Source organism: Nakamurella lactea DSM 19367 (assembly GCF_000426645.1).
Classification (GTDB): Bacteria; Actinomycetota; Actinomycetes; order Mycobacteriales; family Nakamurellaceae; genus Nakamurella; species Nakamurella lactea.
This window is the reverse complement of the sequence record NZ_KE384551.1, coordinates 42,592-64,037: the sequence shown is the minus strand read 5'-3', so window position 1 is coordinate 64,037 and position 21,446 is coordinate 42,592. Positions and strand designations below refer to the sequence as shown.

17 protein-coding genes are annotated in these 21,446 nt (G+C 70.2%); 11 read left to right on the top strand and 6 right to left on the bottom strand.

Annotated elements, in window-relative coordinates; translation table 11 throughout:
- The first annotated feature begins 150 nt into the window (after positions 1–150).
- Positions 151–1,653, top strand: a complete 1,503-nt coding sequence (ahcY, locus tag K340_RS0125530; protein WP_029138778.1) for an adenosylhomocysteinase — start codon at positions 151–153, stop codon at positions 1,651–1,653.
- A gap of 133 nt (positions 1,654–1,786) precedes the next feature.
- On the opposite strand, the gene K340_RS34835 is transcribed toward ahcY, so the two are convergent.
- Complete coding sequence (locus K340_RS34835; protein ID WP_051267662.1) at positions 1,787–4,165, bottom strand: RCC1 domain-containing protein; 2,379 nt, start codon at positions 4,163–4,165, stop codon at positions 1,787–1,789.
- Between the two features lie 206 nt (positions 4,166–4,371).
- On the bottom strand, positions 4,372–4,746 hold the full coding sequence (locus K340_RS0125520; protein ID WP_029138777.1) for an FKBP-type peptidyl-prolyl cis-trans isomerase: 375 nt from the start codon (positions 4,744–4,746) through the stop codon (positions 4,372–4,374).
- Positions 4,747–4,839: 93 nt separating this feature from the next.
- Here K340_RS0125520 and K340_RS0125515 point away from each other — a divergent pair, with 93 nt between their 5' ends.
- Positions 4,840–5,481, top strand: coding sequence for a dTMP kinase (locus tag K340_RS0125515; RefSeq protein ID WP_029138776.1), 642 nt, complete (start codon positions 4,840–4,842; stop codon positions 5,479–5,481).
- Positions 5,482–5,520: 39 nt separating this feature from the next.
- Here K340_RS0125515 and K340_RS0125510 read toward each other — a convergent pair whose 3' ends face one another.
- A complete protein-coding gene (locus K340_RS0125510; protein WP_154674479.1) occupies positions 5,521–6,411 on the bottom strand; it encodes a hypothetical protein in 891 nt (296 codons plus the stop codon).
- Positions 6,412–6,516: 105 nt separating this feature from the next.
- On the opposite strand from K340_RS0125510, the gene mtrA reads away from it, so the two are divergent.
- From mtrA to K340_RS0125490, 4 genes are all read left to right on the top strand, one after another.
- Complete coding sequence (gene mtrA / locus K340_RS0125505) at positions 6,517–7,194, top strand: MtrAB system response regulator MtrA (RefSeq protein ID WP_029138774.1); 678 nt, start codon at positions 6,517–6,519, stop codon at positions 7,192–7,194.
- Positions 7,191–9,245 carry an MtrAB system histidine kinase MtrB gene (gene mtrB / locus K340_RS33355; RefSeq protein WP_245599726.1) on the top strand — a complete coding sequence of 685 codons (2,055 nt, stop codon included), beginning with the start codon at positions 7,191–7,193 and terminating at the stop codon, positions 9,243–9,245. Before mtrA ends, mtrB begins: the two co-directional genes overlap by 4 nt.
- Positions 9,242–11,080 carry an LpqB family beta-propeller domain-containing protein gene (locus tag K340_RS0125495; RefSeq protein ID WP_029138773.1) on the top strand — a complete coding sequence of 613 codons (1,839 nt, stop codon included), beginning with the start codon at positions 9,242–9,244 and terminating at the stop codon, positions 11,078–11,080. Before mtrB ends, K340_RS0125495 begins: the two co-directional genes overlap by 4 nt.
- Positions 11,081–11,500: 420 nt before the next feature.
- Positions 11,501–12,235, top strand: a complete 735-nt coding sequence (locus K340_RS0125490; RefSeq protein WP_211229639.1) for a ComF family protein — start codon at positions 11,501–11,503, stop codon at positions 12,233–12,235.
- 134 nt (positions 12,236–12,369) lie between these two features.
- Here K340_RS0125490 and K340_RS0125485 read toward each other — a convergent pair whose 3' ends face one another.
- Positions 12,370–12,861: an ester cyclase gene (locus K340_RS0125485; protein ID WP_051267660.1), complete on the bottom strand. Its 492-nt coding sequence runs from the start codon at positions 12,859–12,861 to the stop codon at positions 12,370–12,372.
- Positions 12,862–12,954: 93 nt separating this feature from the next.
- Here K340_RS0125485 and K340_RS0125480 point away from each other — a divergent pair, with 93 nt between their 5' ends.
- From K340_RS0125480 to secA, 3 genes are all read left to right on the top strand, one after another.
- Complete coding sequence (locus K340_RS0125480) at positions 12,955–13,545, top strand: TetR/AcrR family transcriptional regulator (RefSeq protein WP_029138770.1); 591 nt, start codon at positions 12,955–12,957, stop codon at positions 13,543–13,545.
- A gap of 325 nt (positions 13,546–13,870) precedes the next feature.
- Positions 13,871–14,503, top strand: a complete 633-nt coding sequence (gene hpf, locus K340_RS33350) for a ribosome hibernation-promoting factor, HPF/YfiA family (RefSeq protein WP_051267659.1) — start codon at positions 13,871–13,873, stop codon at positions 14,501–14,503.
- A gap of 199 nt (positions 14,504–14,702) precedes the next feature.
- A complete protein-coding gene (gene secA, locus K340_RS0125470) occupies positions 14,703–17,693 on the top strand; it encodes a preprotein translocase subunit SecA (RefSeq protein WP_029138769.1) in 2,991 nt (996 codons plus the stop codon).
- 451 nt (positions 17,694–18,144) lie between these two features.
- On the opposite strand, the gene K340_RS34830 is transcribed toward secA, so the two are convergent.
- Complete coding sequence (locus tag K340_RS34830; RefSeq protein ID WP_051267658.1) at positions 18,145–18,996, bottom strand: Rv3235 family protein; 852 nt, start codon at positions 18,994–18,996, stop codon at positions 18,145–18,147.
- On the bottom strand, positions 18,993–20,018 hold the full coding sequence (locus tag K340_RS37375) for a LysM peptidoglycan-binding domain-containing protein (RefSeq protein ID WP_029138768.1): 1,026 nt from the start codon (positions 20,016–20,018) through the stop codon (positions 18,993–18,995). The genes K340_RS34830 and K340_RS37375 overlap by 4 nt, the downstream gene beginning before the upstream one ends.
- A gap of 152 nt (positions 20,019–20,170) precedes the next feature.
- Here K340_RS37375 and K340_RS0125455 point away from each other — a divergent pair, with 152 nt between their 5' ends.
- Both K340_RS0125455 and K340_RS0125450 read left to right on the top strand, forming a co-directional pair.
- Positions 20,171–20,755: a hypothetical protein gene (locus K340_RS0125455; RefSeq protein WP_029138767.1), complete on the top strand. Its 585-nt coding sequence runs from the start codon at positions 20,171–20,173 to the stop codon at positions 20,753–20,755.
- A gap of 110 nt (positions 20,756–20,865) precedes the next feature.
- Positions 20,866–21,441, top strand: coding sequence for a DinB family protein (locus K340_RS0125450; RefSeq protein ID WP_029138766.1), 576 nt, complete (start codon positions 20,866–20,868; stop codon positions 21,439–21,441).
- The last annotated feature ends 5 nt before the right edge of the window (positions 21,442–21,446 follow it).

Genomic DNA, 21,446 nt, shown 5'->3' with positions numbered 1-21,446 from the left:
TAACCTGGGCTCTGACACGCACGCCTGGACCTCGCGGCACCGCCGTGAACGGAACCCGGGCGTCCGGTGCAGGGCAGGTGCCCGAGTCCGGCCCCACGAGAGCGCTGCGACAAGCGTGGCGCCACCCACCTGCTCAAGGGAGCCATCACGGTGACAACCACCGAATCTGCTGGATCAGTCGTCAACCTCACCGCGGACGTGGTGAACGGCCTGGACTTCAAGGTCGCCGACCTGTCGCTGGCCGACTACGGCCGCAAGGAGATCGAACTCGCCCAGCACGAGATGCCAGGCCTGATGTCGTTGCGCCGGGAGTACGCCGACGTCCAGCCGCTCAAGGGCGCCCGGATCGCCGGCTCGCTGCACATGACCATCCAGACTGCGGTGCTGATCGAGACGCTGGTCAGCCTCGGCGCCGACGTCCGCTGGGTCAGCTGCAACATCTACTCCACCCAGGACCACGCCGCGGCGGCCACCGTTGTCGGCCCGCACGGCACTCCCGAGGCACCGAAGGGTGTCTCGGTCTACGCCTGGAAGGGCGAGACGCTGCCGGAGTACTGGTGGTGCACCGAGCAGATGCTGCGCTGGCCGGCTGCCGACGGCGAAGTGGCGCAGGGCCCGAACATGATTCTTGACGACGGCGGCGACGCCACCCTGCTGATCCACAAGGGCCTGCAGTACGAGAAGGCCGGCGTCGTTCCGTCAGCCACCGAGGACGACAGCGAGGAGTACACCGTCATCCTCGACCTGCTGCGCAAGTCGCTGGCCACCGATCCCGGCTACTTCACCCGGATCGCCCCCGAGATCATGGGAGTCACCGAGGAGACCACCACCGGCGTGCTGCGGCTGTACCAACTGGCCGCGGCCGGCGAGCTGCTGTTCCCGGCGATCAACGTCAACGACTCGGTCACCAAGAGCAAGTTCGACAACAAGTACGGCTGCCGGCACTCGCTGATCGACGGCATCAACCGCGCCACCGACACGCTGATCGGCGGCAAGGTCGCACTGGTCTGCGGCTACGGCGACGTCGGCAAGGGCTCGGCCGAGTCGCTGCGCGGCCAGGGTGCGCGCGTGGTGATCGCCGAGATCGATCCGATCTGCGCACTGCAGGCGCTGATGGACGGCTTTGAGGTGGACACCGTCGAGAACGCCGTCGAGCGGGCCGACATCATCATCACCACGACCGGCAACAAGGACATCATCCGGCTCGAGCACATGGAGCGGATGAAGCACCAGGCGATCCTGGGCAACATCGGTCACTTCGACAACGAGATCGACATGGCCGGGCTGGCCAAGTCGGGCGCCACCAAGCTGGAGATCAAGCCGCAGGTGCACCTGTGGACCTTCAAGTCCGGCAAGACGATCCTGCTGCTGAGCGAGGGCCGGCTGCTGAACCTGGGCAACGCCACCGGTCACCCGTCGTTCGTGATGAGCTCCTCGTTCGCGAACCAGACGATCGCCCAGATCGAGCTGTTCACCAAGAACGATGAGTACGACAAGGAGGTCTACCGCCTCCCGAAGCACCTGGACGAGAAGGTCGCCAAGATCCACGTCGAGGCGCTCGGCGGGGTGCTGACCAAGCTCACCAAGGAGCAGGCGGAGTACATCGGCGTCGACGTCGAGGGCCCGTACAAGGCGGACCACTACCGCTACTGAGTCTGGCGGCTGAGCCCGCTGGAGCGAAACAACACCGGAGCCCGCGAACCTCGAGTTCGCGGGCTCCGGTGTTGTTATGGGCGGGCTCCGGGTGGTCAAAACCGCACTGGGACCCGGCGAACGGGGACGCCGTTCACCAGCGTGGGCCGGACCAGACCAGCGTGGGGGTCGTCGGCTTCGGATAGGGCCCGGAGCCGCGCAGGTCGCCGGTGTCGCCCCAGCAGGCGACGGAGTGGTCGGCCAGTACCGCGCACGGCCCCGAGATCGAGGTCACGGAGCTGAGCCCGGGGAGCTGTGCGGGCGTCACGATCTGCTGCGATGCCCAACAGCTGACGGTGCCATCGGTGCGGCGTGCGCAGTAGCTCGCAACTCCGAACGCCGTCACCTCGGCGGCCCCGCTCAGCCCGCTGACCGGATGCGGGACGGAGGTGTTGAAGGCGTCCTCGCCGGTGGCCCGACCCCAACAACTGACCGTCGAGTCCGTCAGCACTGCGCAACTGCTGTAGGAACCCAGGCCGATCGAGGTCACGCCCGCCAGGCCGACCACCGGCTGCGGGATCTTGGCGTTGTGCCAGGGGGCGGCGGTACCGTCGCCGATCTGTCCGAACGAGTTGAAGCCCCAGCAGGTCACGGTGCCGTCGGTCAGCAGCGCACATGTGTGACCGGATCCCGAACTCAGCGAGGCGACGTCGGTCAACCCACTGACCGGTCCGGGTGTGGTGGTGCCGGTGAGGGTCCCGTTACCCAATTGCGCGTTGCCGTTCGCACCCCAGCAGTCCACCGTGCGGTCCTGCAACAGCGCACAGGCAAACGCCTCGCCGACCGAGATGGCGATGGCTCCGGTCAGACCGGTGACCGGTGTCGGCGTCCCACGATCCGCTGTGCTGCCGTCGCCGAGCTGTCCACTGGTGTTGGCGCCCCAGCACCGAACGGTCGTGTCACCCATCAGTGCGCAGCTGTTGGAGCCGCCGGTGGCGACGGCAGTGACTCCCGTCAGACCGGTCACCGCCACCGGGACGCTGGACGACCGGATGGTGTCGTCGCCGAGCTGTCCGTGGAAGTTCGCGCCCCAGCACTTCACCGAACCGCCGGTGATCACCACACACGCGTGATCGTTTGCCGTCCGCCCGATGGCGGTGACACCGGACAGCGGCTGCTGCGACACCTGGTAGTAACCCACCACATCGATCACCACGTCGACCGCAGTCCCCGAGTAGTTGCGAACGGCTACCCGGTCCGTTGCTCCAGCGCGCAGGATCGCGGTATTGGTGATCCCGGCGCCCGCGTAGTTGACCAGCGTTGCCTGCGGCTCGCCGGCGTCGGCCGGCCAGACCCGGAGGAACCCGGAACCCAACCGCTGCACAGCGGACACGGATGCCGCGACGCCGACCGCCTGTGACGGGATCGGGCTGCCGCCGCCGCCCTGCTCCCTGATCTGCTCCTGATCGTCGACCAGGTAATACCGCGCCACCTTGTTCGCCGGGATCGGACGGTCGACGTGGGGGTTGTCCTCGTTGTAGTAAAAGTTGCGGGTGTCGACGACCCGGGTCGGATCGACCGGGACGTAGAACGCGGCGCCGCTGGGCAGCCGGCTTTCGGCCGCGGGCAGGTAGTAGCCCTGGATGTCGATGACCACCTGCGTCGCATGTGCGTAGGCCAGTGCGGTGACGGCGCCCGATGTCGACAACTGCACGGCGCCGCTGTTGGTGATTCCGGCGCCGGCGTAGTTGACGAAAGTCGCGGTCGGCTCGGCCGTGCCGGCCGGCCAGACCCGCAGGAATCCGACTCCCGCGGGAGCGACGGCCGACACCGAGGCCGCCACTGCCGTAGCGGTCGCCGGGACGCCGCAGTGTCCGCCGATCTGCCAGGTCCGATGGTTGCCGACGGTCAGCGGGCCTCCTGAGCTGCGGGTGTCGACCACCCGGCACTGCGCCAGCGACACATACATCGATGCGCTCGCCGGGAGGGAGCCCGAAACGGCTGCGTAGTAACCCTGGATATCGATCACCACATCCGTGGTCGCGGACCCCAGGTTCTTGCCCGACACCTTTCCGGTAGCGGACAGCTGGATCGGGCCGGTGTTGGTGATGCCGCGGCCCGCGTAATTGACCACCGTGTCCTTCGGCTCGGCGAGTCCGGCCGGCCAGACCCGCAGGTACCCGGTGCCCACCGGTGCCACCGCGGACACGGAGGCCTCGACCGCGGTGGCGCCCGTCGGGACGCCGCAGCTCCCGCCGACCTGCCAGGTCCGCTGCACGTCACGGCCCATCCGTCCGCCACCGCCGGACCGGCGGGTGTCGACCACGCGACACGGGGTGATCGGTACGTAGGCCGAGGCCAGCTCCGGAAGGGGATTCGCCAGGTCCGCCGGAGCGGCAGCGGGCGCGGCAACCGGTACTGCCGCGGCGGCCGGTACTGCCGCGGCGACCGGCGTCACGAGCACCGCCGGGGCGCCGAGCAGTAGAGGGATCAGCAGGGCGAACGGAGCTGCTGCCGAGCGTGCGCGACTCATAGGACCTCCCGTGGCTTCCAGGCATCTGACGTTAGGCCGGTCGACACGGGTGCGCGAGACGACAGTGGAGCCCGCGAACCTCGAGGTTCGCGGGCTCCAGCGTTGTCATGGGTTCCGGGCGGGTTCCGGGCGGTCACCACTGCACCAGAACCCGCGAAAAGGGGGCGGGCTCGGCGGACTGGTTACCTGAGTGGGTACCGGACTGATTACCTCACGCCGAGCAGGTCGATGACGAAGATCAGCGTCTTGCCGGACAACCGGTGTCCGGCGCCGGCCGGACCGTAGGCCAGCTCCGGCGGGATGGTCAGCTTGCGGCGGCCGCCGATCTTCATTCCGGGGATGCCCTCCTGCCAGCCGGCGATCAGCCCGCGCAGCGGGAACTCGATGGACTCGCCGCGGTTCCACGACGAGTCGAACTCCTCCCCGGTGGCGTACTCGACGCCGAGATAGTGCACCTGAACGGTGGCGCCGGGCACGGCCTCGGCCCCCTCGCCGACAGTCACGTCCTCGATCTGCAGGTCGGTCGGTGCCGGCCCCTCGGGGAACTCGATCTCCGGCTTGCTGTTGTTGGCTTCGGTCATGCCGACCATCAAACAGCACACCGCCCGGTGGGCGAAATGGGCACCGCCCGGTGGGCGAAATGGGGTGGGTGGCGTGCCCGTAGGGTGTGCGCCGTGGGACGCCTGATCGTCATCGAGGGCCTGGACGGCTCCGGGAAACAGACACTGACCGCCCGGCTGCGCGCCGACATCGAGGCCCGCGGCGGCCGGGTGGCGACGTTGGCGTTCCCGCGATACGGCGCCAGCGTGCACGCCGACCTGGTGAAGGACGCGTTGTACGGGCGGCTGGGCGACCTGTCCGACTCGGTGTACGGGACCGCACTGCTGTTCTCGCTCGACCGCCGCGGCGCGCTGACGCAGATCAAGGACGCCATCGCCGAACACGACGTGCTGCTGCTGGACCGCTACGTCAGTTCCAATGCCGCGTACGGATCGGCCAGGCTGGGCGGCCCGGACGTCGACACCGGGTTCCCGCAGTGGCTGCGCGACCTGGAGATCGACCGGTTCGGGTTGCCGGTGCCGGATCGTCAGCTGCTGCTCGCCACCGACGTGGCGGTGGCGGCCGAGCGGGCCGCCGGCCGGGCCGCCGGCGACACCGATCGTGCACTGGACAACTTCGAGAGCGACGCCGCTCTGCAGCAGCGCACCGCAGCGATGTACCGGCTGCTGGCCGAGCAGAGCTACCTCTCGCCGTGGACGGTGCTGCGGCCGGGTCCGGACGGTCAGGTCACGGTGCCGGCCGAACTACTGGGCTGACGGACTACTGGGCTGACGAACTACTGGGCTGACGAATCGTCAGGCTGCCCCGGGGACGGCGCGGGCGGCGGCGGCCAAGGTCGGCGCCAGGTTCTCCTTGCGGATCCGCAGGTCGATGTAGGCGAGCGCACTGACCGCGCCCGCCCAGGACCCGGTGAACATCGTCACCAGCGCGCCGATGCCCTCGGCGACCAGGTAGGCGCCGCTCGGCGTCAGACCGTTGAAGGCCTGCCCGAGCAGCGAACTTACGAAGGTGGTGAGCACCACGGTCACCACCAGCACCGCGGCGACCAATCCGAGCAGGCGGCCGCGTTCGCCCCTGGTCAGCTCGGCCGAACGGCGCAGCGACACCCCGATCGTGCCGCGCTCCAGTACCAGCGCGGGGGCCGCGACCAGCCAGGCCAGGTAGATCAGCACCCCGGGAATGACGAACAACGCCAGCCCGACGCTGACCAGCACCCCGACCAGCAGCGAGATCGTCAGGAGCGGAACCCAGCGACCGCCGAGCCGTTCCCGCCAGTCGTGACCGGTGGTGGGCCGGCCGAGAGTGTCCTGGGCCGCGCAGACCGTTGCCAGCCCGGCGGTGGCCACACCGGCGGCCAGCGAGATCACCAGGTCGAGCAGCAAGGCGCCGATGATCCCCGACGGCACCCCGGCCGTCGTCCCGTTGACCAGGCCGTCGAGCCAGGCGCCGCTGAGGTACAGGTCGGTCTCCCCGGTTGCCTGCAGGATTCCCCACGAGGCCAGCCCGCTGACCACCGACAGCACCAGCGACACCGCTGCCAGCGGCACGAAATGCCGCCGGACCACCTGAACGGCGGCACCCAGGATCTCGCCCACCGCCAGCGGCCGCAACGGGATCACTCCCGGCTGTTCCGGGCGTCCGTACGACGGGAACCGGGGAGGCTGGCCGGCCGGCGGAAGGGTCACATGCTCATGGTCCCACGCCTGATCGGCCGCTCGGCGACTGCTCCAATGACTGCGCAGTGTGCCCGATTGGCGGGGTTCCACGCCTCGGGATGACACCATAGAAGGATGAGACCACGTGTACTGGTCGTCGACGACGATCCCGCCCTGGCCGAGATGCTCACCATCGTGCTGCGTGGTGACGGCTTCGACACGGCTGTAGTGCGCGACGGCGTGCGGGCGATCGAGGTGTTCCGGGAGACCCATCCGGATCTGATTCTGCTCGACCTGATGTTGCCCGGTGTCTCCGGACTGGACGTCTGCAAGGAGATCCGGGTCGAGTCCGGGGTGCCGATCATCATGCTGACGGCCAAGACGGACACCGTCGACGTGGTGCTCGGGCTGGAGTCCGGGGCCGACGACTACGTGATGAAGCCGTTCAAGCCGAAGGAGCTGACCGCCAGGATCCGGGCCAGGCTGCGGCGCAGCGACTCCGGGGCGGCCGAACGGCTGAAGGTGGCCGACGTGGAGATCGACGTGCCCGGGCACCAGGTCACCAGGGACGACCAGCCGATCTCGCTGACCCCGTTGGAGTTCGACCTGCTGGTAGCGCTGGCCCGTAAGCCCCGTCAGGTGTTCACCAGGGAGGTGCTGCTCGAGCAGGTCTGGGGGTACCGCCATGCGGCCGACACCCGGCTGGTCAACGTGCACGTCCAGCGCCTGCGGTCGAAGATCGAGAAGGATCCCGAGCACCCCGAGGTGGTCGTCACCGTGCGGGGAGTGGGGTACAAGGCCGGGGTGTCGTGACGCACGATCCACTGGAGCCGACTCCTCGGACGCGGCCGGACCGGCCGGTGTCGCCGTCCGGCCCGGTGGACCGTGAACCGCGCACCGAGCCGATCAGGGTCACCCCGGCCAACGCAGCCGTCGGGGATGACGGCAGCGCGACTGACGGCACCGCGACTGACGCCGTCGCAGGGGACCGTCCCGCAGGGGACAGCCCAGCAGGGGACAGCGCCGGGCAGGACAGCACCGCGGCTGACGGTGCGGACGACGTCACCGCAGCGGACCGCCCAAAGGCTGACGGCGCCGACCGTGCGGACGGCGCCCGAGCCGCCGGTGGCGGGCGCGCTGCGCCGCCGTCCCGCGGCGGCGCAGCGCTGAGCCGGGAACGATTCGAGCGACTCGCCATCGGGTTGCGCTCGGCCGTCTCGTTCTGGAGTCGGTCGCTGCGGCTGCGGGTGTTGGTGCTCACCCTGGTGTTCTCGTCACTGGCGATGGTCGGTATCGGGCTGATCCTGCAGAAGCAGATCACCGAGCGGTTGCTCGAGGCCAAGCGTTCCGCGGCCATCGTGGAGGTGGACAGCGCCCGGCTCACCGTGCAGAGCGACCTGGCCGGCGCCGACCCGGACCGGGCGACGCTGGAGCAGCAGTTGCCGACGGCGCTGGACAAACTCGGCCGGCCGGCCGGCCGGGAGAACGGCGCGCAGGGCAGTGCGGCCGGCGTCTTCGAGCCGGTGATCGTCGCGTTGCGGTCCTCGAGCATCAGCGTCGGCCCGGTCCAGGACGTGCCGGCGGACCTGCAGGAACGGGTCGCCGCGGGCATGCTGTCCACCCAATACACCTCGGTGGAGCGGGACGGCGTGCGGATACCCGCGCTGGTGGTCGGCGCACCCGCGGTCACCGACACCGATGCCTTCGGGGTGTACCTGATCTTCCTGCTGACCAGCGAGCAGCGCACGGTCCAGGTCGTGCAGACGACGCTGCTGCTCGGCGGCGCCGCGCTGGCCCTGGCGCTCGCGCTGATCGCCACCCTGGTGGCCACCCAGGTGGTCCGTCCGGTGCGCCGGGCGGCCGCGGTGGCCGAGCGGTTCGCGGCCGGTGCCCTGGACGAGCGGATGCCGGTGAAGGGAGCCATCGAGCTGACCACCATGGCCCGTTCGTTCAACGGGATGGCGGAGGCGATCAGGGCGCAGATCCGGCAGCTGGAGGAGTTCGGGCGGCTGCAGCGCCGATTCACCTCGGACGTCTCGCACGAGCTGCGGACACCGGTCACCACCGTCCGGATGGCCGCCGACCTGTTGCACGCCGACCGCCAGGAGTTCCCACCGCACCTGGCCAGGGCCACCGAGCTGCTGGTCGCCGAGCTTGACCGGTTCGAGGTGCTGCTGGCCGACCTGCTGGAGATCAGCCGGCACGATGCCGGGATGGCCGAGCTGAACGCCGAGCCGATCGACATCCGCACCCACGTCAGCGCCTGCGTCGAGGTGATCCGGCCGCTGGCCGTCAACGTCGGGGTGGAGATCCAGTTGTCGCTGCCCGCCGAACCGGTGGTGGCGGAGATCGACTCCCGCCGCTTCGAGCGGATCATGCGGAACCTGCTCGGCAATGCCGTCGACCATGCCGAGGGAAAGCCGGTGCAGGTCGAGGTGGGCGGCGACGACCAGGCGGTCGCAGTGACCGTCACCGATCACGGCGTCGGCCTGAAGCCGGGGGAGGCGAGCCTGGTGTTCAACCGGTTCTGGCGGGCCGATCCGTCCCGTCAGCGGCAGACCGGTGGAACCGGACTGGGGTTGGCGATCTCGCTGGAGGACGCCCGGCTGCACGGCGGCTGGCTGCAGGCCAGCGGCCTGCCGGGGGTCGGAGCGCGGTTCCGGCTGACCCTCCCGCGCACGTCCGGCGCGCTGGTCACCGGGTCGCCGCTGCCGTTGCGGATCGGCACCGATTCCGACGACGAGGAGCCGGACCTGAGCGCCACCCGCAGTTCTGCCGTCGAGCCGCGGACCGGGTCGACCACCTTCCCGATCGGCGATCTCGCGGTCACCGTGTCGGACCGATCCGGAAGGGGTGAGCGGTGAACCGCCGAACGCCTCGGAGGCCAAGGGCGGCGTCGCGGGCCGGCCACCGCGGCCTGGCCGCCTTCCTGCTGCTGACGATGCTCGCGGCCGCCGGGTGCGCGGACATCCCGTCGTCCGGGCCGGCGCAGGACGTCCTGCCGATCGAGCAGCCGGACGCCCCGCAGACACCGGCGGCGGTGCAGGCCGGGCTGCCGCCCGACTCGATCGTCCGCGACTTCATCTCCCACTCCACCGACACCTCACAGGACACCAAGGCTGCCAACTCGCTGGCCGTCGCCCGGCAGTACCTGACGCAGGACGCCTCGAAGAACTGGCATCCGGACTCCGCCGAGGTGGTGGTCCTGCGCAACGACTACCGGGTCGAGGTCGGGGCCAAGGACACGGTGCTGCTCAAGGGCACCGAGATCGCCACCCTTGGTACCGACCGGGCGTACCACGCGGTCCCGGGCCGGGCCTACGAGAAGACCCTGCAGATGCAGAAGGTGGCCGGCGAGTGGCGGATCAGTGACGCACCCGAGCAGCTGCTGGTGGGCGAGACGGACTTCCGCAACAGCTACTACGAACGGGTGGTCTACTTCCTCAACCGGACCGGGACCGTGCTGGTGCCCGACCCGCGGTACGTGACGCCGGGGCCCACCCCCGCGAACCGGGCCGACCGGCTGGTGCGGATGCTGCTGGCCGGCCCGAGTTCGACGCTGGCGGCAGCCTCCGACTCGGTGACCAGCCAGCTCGCCGCCCCGGCCGGCGGCAAGGTCGCCCTGCGGTCGGCGGTCACCATTGACGAGAATCTGGTGCGGGTGGATCTGACCGGCGTTGACGTCTCCGGGAAGGGCGCGAAGATGGCACTGGCCGCCCAGCTTGCCTGGACGCTGCAGTCCGAAGGCGACGTGGTGATCACCATCGACGGTGAGCCGCTGGACCCGCTGGTCCCGAGCTACTCCACCACCAACACCGCCTCGTACAGCCCGGACGGGACGCCGGGCAACGGGAACCTGCCGCTGGATCCCTACTACGTCGACTCCGCGGGCCGGATCATCTCGCTCGGCCGGAACCCCGGAAAGGCGATGTGGGGGCGGCTCGGCACCTCTGGTTCGGTGATCGCGGCATCGATGTCCGCAGCCAACGGGACGCTCGCCGCCGTCTCCAGGAGCTCAACGGGGCAGGAACTGCTGATGGGCAAACCGCTGCAGTTCCAGAACGCCGAACCGGTGCTGGCCGCCGACTCGCTGACCGTTCCGACGTTCGACCGGGCGGGCAACGAGGTCTGGGTGGTGCAGGACGGCGCCGACAAACCGCAGGTGATCCGGTTGACCACCAGTAGCCCCGTCACCCGGCAGGTGGTCGCCGCTCCCGAGCTGGCCGGCAAGGGCGCGGTGACCTCGCTGGTGCTGTCCCCGGACGGGGTTCGGGTGGCGGTGGTCGCCGACAGCAAGCTGTACGTCGGTGTGGTCACGATCAGCAAGGCGCAGCCGAGCGATCAGTCCACCCTGTCGATCTCCGGGCTCACCGAGATCGACCCGCAGCTCTCGGACGTCGGACCGGTCGCGTTCCGGTCGGCCGCGCAACTGGTGGTCGGGGCGAAGGTGGGCAGCAGCTCCAGCGGATTCCGGGTGCTGCACCTGGTATCGGTGGACGGCCGGGAGCGGACCGCGGTGTCCGACGACGGGATCTTCGGTGACGTCGATGCCGTGGCGAACGGGCTGGACGGCACGATGCTGACGTCCTTCGACGGGCGCGTCTACCAGTTGGACGGGACGCCCCGGTCCGGCGAGTGGGTCTCGCCGGACCCGAACGCGGCCGTGGTCACCGGCTCGGCGCCGTTCGTCCCCAACTGAATCAATTGGTTCGCCGGTAGCGCTGTGCCTTTTGGTTCGCCTGCCGCGCTAGCTGCGGGTCGGATCGGGGCTCCTTCGTCGCCCTGATCCGCTTCCTCCGCATCGCTGGACCGGCGAACGGGTGCTTCGCGCCGTGTCCTGGTCGCTGAGCGCCAGTTCGTCGGGGGCTGTCCCGGAGGTAGCGGAAACCTGTTGAGCTGGCGCGCGTGTCGCGGCGTGTTGCGCCAACTTTGCGCTACCTGCCCGGCGGGGCTGTCCCGGAGGTAGCGGAAACCTGTTGAGCTGGCGCGCGTGTCGCGGCGTGTTGCGCCAACTTTGCGCTACCTGCCCAGGCTGGCAGGTTGTCCACCCAGTGCGGGTTGTCCACAGGGGGCGGCAGCCGCGCCGCGGCGGGGCGGCCGAGCCGGCACAGTGGCTCGGGTGACGTCTCAGCTTCCTCGGGGGTGGCCTTCGGCGGCGTTGGCAACGCTCGTCGACCTGGTGCTGCCGCGGCCGTGCCCGGGCTGCGGCGGTCCGGAGCCGTGGTGTGGCGGCTGCGCGGCGACGGTGCGCGGCCGGCCCCGCGAGCCGGTGCTGCCGGACGCCGCGCTGGAGCGGTTCACCGGGATACCGCTTCCGGCGTTCCGCTCGCTGGCCCGCTACCGCGGTCCGGTCAGGGCCGCGATCGTGGCCGGGAAGGAACGCGGCCGGCGGGACCTACCGCCGGTCCTCGGTGCCGCGATCGGCGTCGGACTGCTGCGGCTGCAGGCGATCTCGCTGATCCCGCCCGAGATCACCCTGGTGCCGGCGCCGACCAGGGCCGCCGCCGCCCGGGCCCGCGGCGGCGACCCGGTGCTGACGATGGCCAGCTCCGCTGCGGCGGTGCTGGCCCGGAACGGTCAGCGGGTCCGGGTGGCGCCGTGCTTGGTCACCCGTGCCGGTGCCCGCGACTCGGTACGGCTGACGGCGGCCCAGCGGGCCGACAACCTGGCCGGCCGGATCCGGGTCCGCCCCCGTGCACTACCTCCGGACGGTGCCGCGGTGGTGCTCATCGACGACGTGCTCACCACCGGCGCTACCGCGCTCGCGTCCGGCGCGGTGCTTGCGGAAGCTGGGTTGCCCGTGCGGGCCGTCGTCACCCTCGCCGCGGTACCGCCCTGGCGGGATGTGCGGTAGCCGCTGGACCATCGTCAGTCCCGCGGCGGTGCCGTCAGCCTTGCGGCGGTGCCGTCAGTCCCGCGGCGGTGCCGTCAGCCCTGCGGCGGTGCCGTCAGCCCTGCGGCGGTGCCGTCAGCCCTGCGGCGGTGCGGTCAGCCCTGCGGCGGTGCGGTCAGCCGGTCGAGCACTCCGGTCTGGGCCAGCATGGCGAACCGGTCGGGAACTCCCCAGTGCTCGACGATCCGGCCGTCGACCACCCTGGCCACGTCGACAACGGTGAACTCGAGCGGCCGGTTGCTGGGCGGGCCGAAGAACGGTCCACTCGCGGTGCCGACCGCGCGCACCCTGACCCACACGGTATCGCCCCGGGCGGCCCAGTCCTCGATGGTGAACACCGCGTCGGGGACGGCGGTGTGCACGTCGACGATCGCCGCCTTGACGTGCTCGAGCGCCTCGACCCCCGAACCGCTCAGCCCGAACTGATGCTCGATCAGGTCGGGCGAGCAGAGCTCGTCGACCACGGCGGTGTCGCCGGTCGAGAAGCCCTCGTCGAACATCCGCCGGAGCACCTCGACAGCGGCGCCCTGGCCCTCCCGACCAGTGTCTTCTCGCACGGCGATGGGGTGTTGCTGGACTTCGGTCATTGCCTGTCTCCTCGTCATCGGGTCGGACGCAAGTGCAGTCCTACTGCGTTGAGTGCAGCAACGCTGCACTGGATGCATTGATAGTGTGCCCGGGTGACCGGTTCCGTCAAGCCCTCCTACCGACGGCAACAGGCCGAGGCGACCCGCGGCCGGATCGCGGCGGCCGCCCGCGCGCTGTTCGCCGAGCACGGCTACGGCGTCACCAGCATCGAGAGCATCGCCGGCGCCGCCGGTGTCGCCGTCCGGACGGTGTATTCCGCGTTCGGCAGCAAGCGGGAGATTCTGTCGCAGATCTGCGAGGACTGGCTGGAGCAGGCGAACGCCCGACCGCTGGCCGAACGGGTGCTCGCCGAGCCGGATCCGCAGGCAAGGGTGCGCGGCGCCGCTGCCTGGCTGACGAACCTCTACGACAGCGGCTTCGACGTGGTCACCATCTTCGAGGGCGCCACCGATGAGTCGGCGAAGACCCGGGAGCTGTTGCGCGCCAAGCTGGCCGGCCGGGATCAGGTGCTGGATGCGATGGTCGCCTCGCTGGCGCCGGTGCTGCCGGCCGGGGTGCCGCGGTCGCAGGCGGTGCTGCGCGCCCTGGCCGCCCCCGGCGTCTATCGGGCGCTGCGGATCGAGGCCGGCTGGTCGGCCGACGACTTCACCGATTGGATCGCCGCCGCCCTGACCGCGCGGTGACCGGTGTGACCGGACAGCGGACCTTCCACCCGAGCCCCATGGTGGCGGCGGCGGACATTCCGGTCTCGGCTCTTCGTCAACCCGGTGTTGTCCGACATGTGGGGGGCCTGTCACTTCCGTGTTGATCCGGCGTGCTGCGCGCGCTGCTCTTGCGGATCGGTGCGGGGTGGGTAGGTTCGACTTATCCCAGGGTCTGAGGCGACCGAGACGCCACCGCAGACACCTCGAAGGGAGCAGCGGGCCGACACCCCGGGACGGCATCAAACCCCCGCGTGTGTGCCGCGAGCCCCGAACGCTCCGGCCGCCAGAACCGCTAGGAGGACCTGTGGAGATCGTCGTCAAGGGCCGCAATGTTGAAGTTCCCGATCATTTCCGGACGCATGTCGCCGAGAAGCTGACCCGGGTCGAGCGGTACGACTCCAAGATCATCGGTGTGGATGTCGAGCTGTCCCATGAGACGAACCGCCGGCAGGCGAAGAACTGCCAGCGGGTACAGATCACCCTCGAGACGAAGGGTCCTGTGGTGCGCGCCGAGGCTAGCGCCGAGACCTTCTATGCGGCACTGGATTCCGCCGTACACAAACTTGAGAGCCAACTGCGTAAGGCGGCCGACCGCCGGCACGATCGCGCCCGGACGCCGGCCCTGGCGGTGGCCGCCTCGCCGGAGGAGTTGGCCGGGCCGGACGAGCGGTCCGCTGCCGACGAACACGATCATCCGGAGGACGCCGGCCCCGGCCGCGTCGTCCGGATCAAGGATCACCCGGGCGATCCGATCACGGTCGACCAGGCGCTGTACCGAATGGAACTGGTCGGCCACGACTTCTACCTGTTCCTGGACGCCGAGACCCAGTTGAGTTCGGTGGTCTACCGGCGGCGCGGCTTCGACTACGGCCTGCTCCGGCTGGCCGAGGCCGGCAGCGGGGTCGGCGACGACGAACTGACGGAGTCGACCGGCTGAGCAGGCCCGGCCGGACGCCGGCACGCGGTCGAGCGGCGGTGGCCGACGCCGGTGGTTCCGGTGGCGGCCACCGCCGGTGGCGCCAGCGCCTACCATGGAACCGCCGGGGGCTGACGCCGCCGGTTTGACGAGCGCGCTGTCTCGGCGCGCGCCATCCGTGCGCGGCTGCGTGCGCCACGACAAGACGAGGGTGAACACGTTGGTTCTGTCCCGATTGCTGCGGGCCGGCGAGGCCAAGACGATCAAGCGTCTGAAGGCCATCGCCGATCACATCAACGACATCGAAGGCGACTACACCGACCTGACCGATGCCCAGCTGCGTGAGCTGACGGACACCTACAAGAAGCGATTCGCCGACGGCGAGAGCCTCGACGACCTGCTGCCCGAGGCGTTCGCCACCGTCCGGGAGGCGGCCCAGCGCACTCTGGGACAGCGGCACTACGACGTCCAGTTGATGGGCGGCGCCGCGCTGCACCTTGGCAACATCGCCGAGATGAAGACCGGTGAGGGCAAGACCCTGGTGTCCACCCTGCCGGCCTACCTGAACGCGCTGTCCGGCGAGGGCGTGCACATGGTCACCACCAACGACTACCTGGCCCAGCGGGACTCGGAGTGGATGGGTCGGGTGCACCGCTTCCTGGGCCTCGAGGTGGACGTCATCCTCGCCCAGCAGACGCCGGACGTGCGGCGGGTGGCGTACGCCGCCGACATCACCTACGGCACGAACAACGAGTTCGGCTTCGACTATCTGCGCGACAACATGGCCTGGTCCAAGGACGACCTGGTGCAGCGCGGGCACCATTTCGCCCTGGTCGACGAGGTCGACTCGATCCTCATCGACGAGGCCAGGACGCCGTTGATCATCTCCGGTCCGGCCGACCAGTCGTCCAAGTGGTACGCCGAGTTCGCCCGGCTCACCCCGCGGATGATCCGCGACATCGACTACGAGGTGGACGAGTCCAAGCGCACCGTCGGCGTCACCGAGGACGGCGTCGCCAAGGTGGAGAAGGCCTTCGGCATCGACAACCTCTACGAATCGGTGAACACCCCGCTGGTCGGCTTCCTGAACAACGCCATCAAGGCCAAGGAGCTGTACAAGAAGGACAAGGACTACATCATCGTCTCCGGCGAGGTGCTGATCGTCGACGAGTTCACCGGCCGGGTGCTGCACGGCCGGCGCTACAACGAGGGCATGCACCAGGCGATCGAGGCCAAAGAGGGCGTCGAGATCAAGGCCGAGAACCAGACGCTGGCCACCATCACCCTGCAGAACTACTTCCGCCTCTACGAAAAGCTCGCCGGGATGACGGGTACCGCCCAGACCGAGGCCACCGAGCTCCACCAGACCTACAAGCTGGGTGTCGTCCCGATCCCGTCGAACAAGCCGGTGATCCGGGAGGACCGGTCCGATCTGATCTACCGCGGCGAGGACGCCAAGTTCGCCGCCGTGGTTACCGACATCGTCGAGCGGCACGAGCAGGGCCAGCCGGTGCTGGTCGGCACCGCGTCGGTGGAGAAGTCCGAGCGGCTGAGCAAGCTGCTGCTGCGGGCCGGCGTCCCACACGAGGTGCTGAACGCGAAGAACCACGCGCGAGAGGCGGCGATCATCGCGATGGCCGGCCGGGAGGGCGCCGTCACCGTGGCGACCAACATGGCCGGTCGCGGTACCGACATCGTGCTCGGCGGCAACCCGGATTTCCAGGCCGACCTCGACCTGCGCGACCGTGACCTCTCGCCGACCGAGACGCCGGAGGAGTACGAGGCCGCCTGGGCCGACGCGCTGGAGGAGGCCACCAAGAAGAGCAAGGCCGAGGGCGACAAGGTCCGCAAGGTCGGTGGGCTGTACGTCCTGGGCACCGAGCGGCACGAGTCCCGGCGGATCGACAACCAGCTCCGCGGCCGGTCCGGCCGGCAAGGCGATCCGGGCGAGTCCCGGTTCTATCTCTCCCTCGGCGACGATCTGATGCAGCGGGTCGGCGGCAACACCGTCGACATGCTGATGATGCGCCTGGGCATGGAGGACGACGTGCCGATCGAGCACCGGTTCGTGTCCAAGGCCATCAAGAGCGCGCAGACCCAGGTCGAGCAGCAGAACTTCGAGATCCGCAAGAACGTCCTCAAGTACGACGAGGTGATGAACAAGCAGCGCACCGTCATCTACGAGGAGCGGCGCCGGGTGCTGGACGGCGAGGATCTGCACGATCAGGTGCAGAACATGATCGCCGATGTGGTCAGCGCTTACGTGGACGGCGCAACCGAGGCGGGCTACGCCGAGGACTGGGACCTGGACACGCTGTGGACCGCGCTCAAGACGCTGTACCCGGTGTCCGTCAGCTCCGAGCAGGTCGCCAAGGAACACGGCGAGCTGAACCGCGAGACGCTCAAGGAGGCCGTGCTCGCCGACGCGAAGAAGGCCTGGGCGAACCGCGAGGAGGAGCTCACCCCCGAGGTGACCCGGGAGCTGGAGCGTCGGGTGGTGCTGTCCGTGCTGGACCGCAAGTGGCGCGAGCACCTCTACGAGATGGACTACCTCAAGGAGGGCATCGGCCTGCGGGCGATGGCGCAGCGCGACCCGCTGGTCGAGTACCAGCGCGAGGGCTTCGACATGTTCAACGCGATGCTCGACTCGCTCAAGGAGGAGTCCGTCGGGTTCCTGTACAACCTGCAGGTGCAGGTGGTGGCGCCGGACGGCACGGCCCAGGGCGCCGGCGCGGCCGGGTCCGACGGCGCCGCCGGTCAGGTCACCGGCGACGCGGCGGGGGCCGGCCAGCAGGCGGCCGGGTCCGGCAAGGGCCGGGCGCTGCCGCCGCCGAAGACCGGGCAGAAGGTCAAGCGGCAGCGGCCGATCGCGGCCCTGCCCACCCAGGAAGCGGCCGCGGCGTCCAACGGTGGCAGCTCCAACGGCGGTACGTCGACGGCCGAAGCCGAGCCGAAGAAGGCGACGCCGGCGGCACTGCGGGCCAAGGGCCTGGAGGATCGCGAGGCGGCGCAGCTGAGTTATTCCGGTCCGTCGGAGGACGGCGGCACCGCGACGACCCGGACCGCCAAGGGTCGGCCGAAGGCCGAGACCGGATCCGCGACCTCGACCAAGGAGCCGGCGCGCAATGCGCCCTGCCCCTGCGGCTCGGGCAAGAAGTACAAGCAGTGCCACGGCCGTCCCGGCTCGCCCGGGCTGCCCACCGACAACTGAGTCCTCCGGTTCGCCTCCGGCGCTCGGCTGCGGTCGCGTGGCGCAGGCTCCTTCGTCGCGTACGCCACGCGTCCTCGCTTCGCTGCTTCGGCTCACGCGTGGGTGTCCTGGGTCGCCCGCCGGGGCCGCCCGGGCGGGGAGAAACTTTCCGAGTCGGCGGGCTGGGTGACGGGCGAGGCTGCCTGGCGGGGACGAACGCTCCGAGCCGGCGGGTTGGCTGACGGGCGGGGAGAAACTTTCCGAGTCGGCGGGCTGGGTGACGGCCTAGGCTGCCTGGCGGGGACGAACGCTCCGAGTCGGCGGGTTGGCTGACGGGCGGGGAGAAACTTTCCGAGTCGGCGGGCTGGGTGACGGCCAAGGCTGCCTGGCGGGGACGAACGCTCCGAGTCGGCGGGTTGGATCGCGCCGTCGGCTCGCGGGTGGGTGACAGCGCTCGTCCCGCCGGATTCACTCAGCCGATCTGTAGGGCGGTGATCTGCCAGCGGCCGTCCTCACGGGCGGTCAGCTGGAAGGCGAGCGCCCGGACCCTGGCGCCGCGCCGGAACACGGCGGCCACCTCGGCGACTCCGGCCCGCGGTTGCCGGACATGGGTCGACTGCAGCTTCGCCAACTCGGTGCCGCGCTGCGCCCGGCCGTCCAGCAACGCGGTGAACACGGGCGGGCTGCAGTGGTCCCGCAGCTGGGTGACGCCCCGGACTCCGGTGATCACCTCGACCAAGGCCCTGGCCAGAACCGTGCTCACCTGTCGCAGCGGCGGCAGGCTTGCTGTCGGCTTCTGCCGGGCTGTCGCCCGGGTGGCCGGCCAGAGCGGTGCCGCAGGACCGGCCGGTGCGGTGACCCGCGGCGGCTGGGTGAGAGGCATCGCCGGTGCGGCCGACGCGGATTGCTCTGCGGTGACGGGCGCCTTCGAGACCTTGGTTCCCGTCGCGCTCGCTGCCGCTGTGGTCGCTGCCGCTGTGCTCACCGCCGCTGTGGGCGCCTCCGCTGTGCTCACCGCCGCTGTGGGCGCCTCCGCTGTGCTCACCGCCGCTGTGGTCGCTGCCGCTGTGGTCGCTGCCGCTGTGGGCGTCACGGTTGTGGCCGGCGCCGCTGGTGCGTCCGGTGAGCGGCGGCGGGCCGGGGAACCCGGGCGGATCCGGCGGACGCGGGCCGTCGCCGTCAACTCGTCGTCGAACGGCGGTTCGGCATCCGGCACCGCGACCAGGCGGGTCCGACTGCGACGGTCACGGCGGGGGGCATCGGCCGGCGCGGCAGAGTCGGACGGCGGTGATGCGATCGGTCGGGGCGCCAGTGCGGTGGTCATGATGTTGCTCCATTCGTCGGTGTCGTCGGTGTCGTCGGTGTCGTCGGGTTCGCTCGGGTTGGCGGGGGAGCGGGGGGAGCCGGGGGAGCCGGATGCGGGGGTGGATGCAGGTGCTGCCCGGGGAGGATCAGGTCGGGATCGGCGCCGATCACCGAGCGGTTCGCCGAGTACCAAAGCCGCCAACTTGCATCGATCCGGGCGTCGGTGATCGGGCCACCTGTCTCCCGCAGTTGGTGCTCGGCCAATGACCACAAGGTGTCGCCGGCGTGCACGATCACCACGGTCAGGCTCGTCGCCGCGCTCGTCCGCTCGGATTGGCCGGCGCCGGTCTCTGCGGTCGGCGAGGCCGGTGTGGTTGATGCGGCGGGCGCGGTCGAACCGGCTGACCCGGCAGCGCCCGTCGGCCAGTCCAGATCCACCTTGGGCGCCCGCGGATCGGCGCCGGGGCGATGCACCGGCCAGTCGAGGTCGATCGATCCGGCCGCCGGTCCGGGATCCGGCAGTGCCTGATCGATGGTCGGGGTATCCGCGACGGTCGGACCCGGCGACGGCACCCCTCGTGCAGCCGTCCCGTGGTCCGGTGGCGCCGTCGCGGTGACGACCGGGACGACGTTCGCACTCGCCCCGGCCCCCACGGGCGCGGATCGGTCGCTGCCACACGCCGTGGTGCCGGCCAGCAGGGAGAGACCGACCCCGGCGATCAACGCGCGACGCAGCGCGGTCGGCGCGACCCTGCGGAGCGCAGCCGCTGCGACCCGACCCGGCCCACCGGGCAGCCGGGTCATCACGGCCAATGCCGCCGTCACGATCGCCCAGACCAACAGTGACCAGACCAGCAGGGACGCCGCAGTCAGTGCCGTGGTGTCGAGCACGGCGGGACCGGCGACGTGTCGGGTCCCAGCGACGACCGAGGTAGCGGTGAGCGGCCCAGGCAGTTGGGTGGCGATCGCGGTCAGCGCGACGATCGAACCCAGTAGTTGAAGCCAGACCCACCCAAAAGTCGACGCTTCCGTACGATTCACTGCGTTTGACATAGTTTGAAGTCAAACGAAGGTAAACAGCCCATGTCAAGGTCAAATCATGATGTTCACTACATCGGGTGCAGTTCGGTCGTTGGTCAGCCGCCTGTTCAGCTCGGTTGACGGTCGGCGGCCTCCGGTGTCACCGTGGCTGGATGCGCTGGGAGCAACTGTTCGCCGACCTCGAGGCGCAGTACGACGAGCTGGAGGAGGCGCAGCTGCAGGCCGAACTCGCCGAGCGGCAGCGGATCGAGTTCGGCGGTGTCGGGATGGTGGCCAGGCTGGCCGGCTCCGTCGATTCGCCGGTACGGCTGCGCACCACTGGCGGGACGGCCGTATCCGGCATCCTGCGGCGGCTCGGACCCGACTGGGTACTGATCGGCGAAGCGCCTGGTCGCGAGGCCGTGGTCTCGTTGGCCGCGGTGAGCATGGTCGAGGGGCTGACGGCAGCCACTGGCCAGCCGCTCGGCGCCGTGGCCGGCCGGCTCACCCTGCGCAGTGCGCTGCGCGGAGTGGCCAGGGATCGGTCACCGGTGTCGGTCACCCTGCTGGGCAGCAATGGTGGGCCGGATGCCGGAACCGGCACCGACGTCACCGGCACCATCGATCGGGTCGGCGCCGACTTCCTGGAGCTGGCCCTGCACGCGGCCTGGGAGCCGCGGCGGGCCGGCAGCGTGCGTCGGGTGGTGCTGGTGCCGCTGGCCGCCGTGATCGTCGTCCGTGCCCAGCCGATGGGATGACGGCCCCCTGGTCTCGAGCAGTCGGCCGCGGCCGGGCGGCTCGGGCGTAGCCCGCGCCTCTGCCGCGATATCGCTGGCACTGTGCAACATCAGGGGTCGATGATTGCGGGATGAACGCTGAGCCGAGACGGTGGACGCAGGCCACGGTGTTTCCCGATATGTGGGTCGACCCGGATGACGATCCTCGCGAGACCGGGACTTCCGGCACCGATGAACGCAGCATCCTGCTCGACTACCTGCGCCGGTACCGACTGACCCTGCAGCTCAAGTGCGCTCAGCTGAACGCCGAGCAGCTGGCGCGCCGGTCCGTGCCGCCGTCAACGATGTCGTTGTTGGGGCTGGTGCGGCACATGGCCGAGGTGGAGCGCTCCTGGTTCCGCCGCACCATGGCCGGACAGGACGTGCCGAAACGCTACTGCACTCCGGACTCACCCGACGAGGACTGGGACGGAGCGCGAGCCGACGACGCGGTGGTGGCCGAGGCCTGGCAGGCCTGGCGCGACGAGGTCGGCTTCGCCGATGCTTATGTCGCCGGCACCGCGGATCTGTCCACCCTCGGCACCACCCGGGACGGGGATACGGTGCCGCTGCGAGACATCCTGGTCCACATGATCGAGGAATACGCGCGGCACTGCGGGCACGCCGATCTGCTGCGCGAATGCATCGACGGTCGGATCGGCCAATAGCGAGT